This window comes from Vibrio sp. 2134-1 (genome assembly GCF_033339495.1).
The window spans coordinates 1-510 of sequence record NZ_JAWOUS010000994.1 but is presented as its reverse complement, the minus strand read 5'-3'; the positions used below and the strand labels follow the sequence as shown (position 1 = coordinate 510).

Here is a 510-nt window from a genome sequence, read left to right as displayed (position 1 = left end):
TGGCTCTTCGTCTGGTTTTACCCATGCTTGTGCAACGTTGTTGCAACTGATCAAAGTTGGCGATCAACCAGCATCAATGGAAGTGGTTTGCTGTTCAATCAAAGACCGACCACGTTTTCGCTACCGCGGAATGATGCTAGATTGTGCTCGCCATTTTCACTCCGTTGAGCAAGTCAAACGTTTGATCAACCAGTTGGCTCACTACAAGTTCAATACATTCCATTGGCACCTTACCGATGATGAAGGTTGGCGAATTGAGATCAAATCATTGCCTCAACTAACCGATATTGGCGCATGGCGTGGGTTGGATGAAACCAATGAGCCACAGTACACGCACCTTGCTGAGCGTTACGGCGGTTTTTACACTCAAGAAGACATCAAAGACGTGGTTGCCTTTGCTTCAAAACGAGGCATCACTGTTATCCCTGAAATCGATGTACCAGGCCACTGCCGAGCTGCCATCAAGTCGTTACCACACCTATTGGTAGAAGCGGAAGATACCACCGAATA

Annotated in this window: 1 protein-coding gene; it reads left to right on the top strand. The window is 47.5% G+C overall.

The features are described from left to right. The coding region (locus tag R7R78_RS29660; RefSeq protein ID WP_225475035.1) for a family 20 glycosylhydrolase at positions 1 to 510 on the top strand (510 nt) is incomplete at both ends.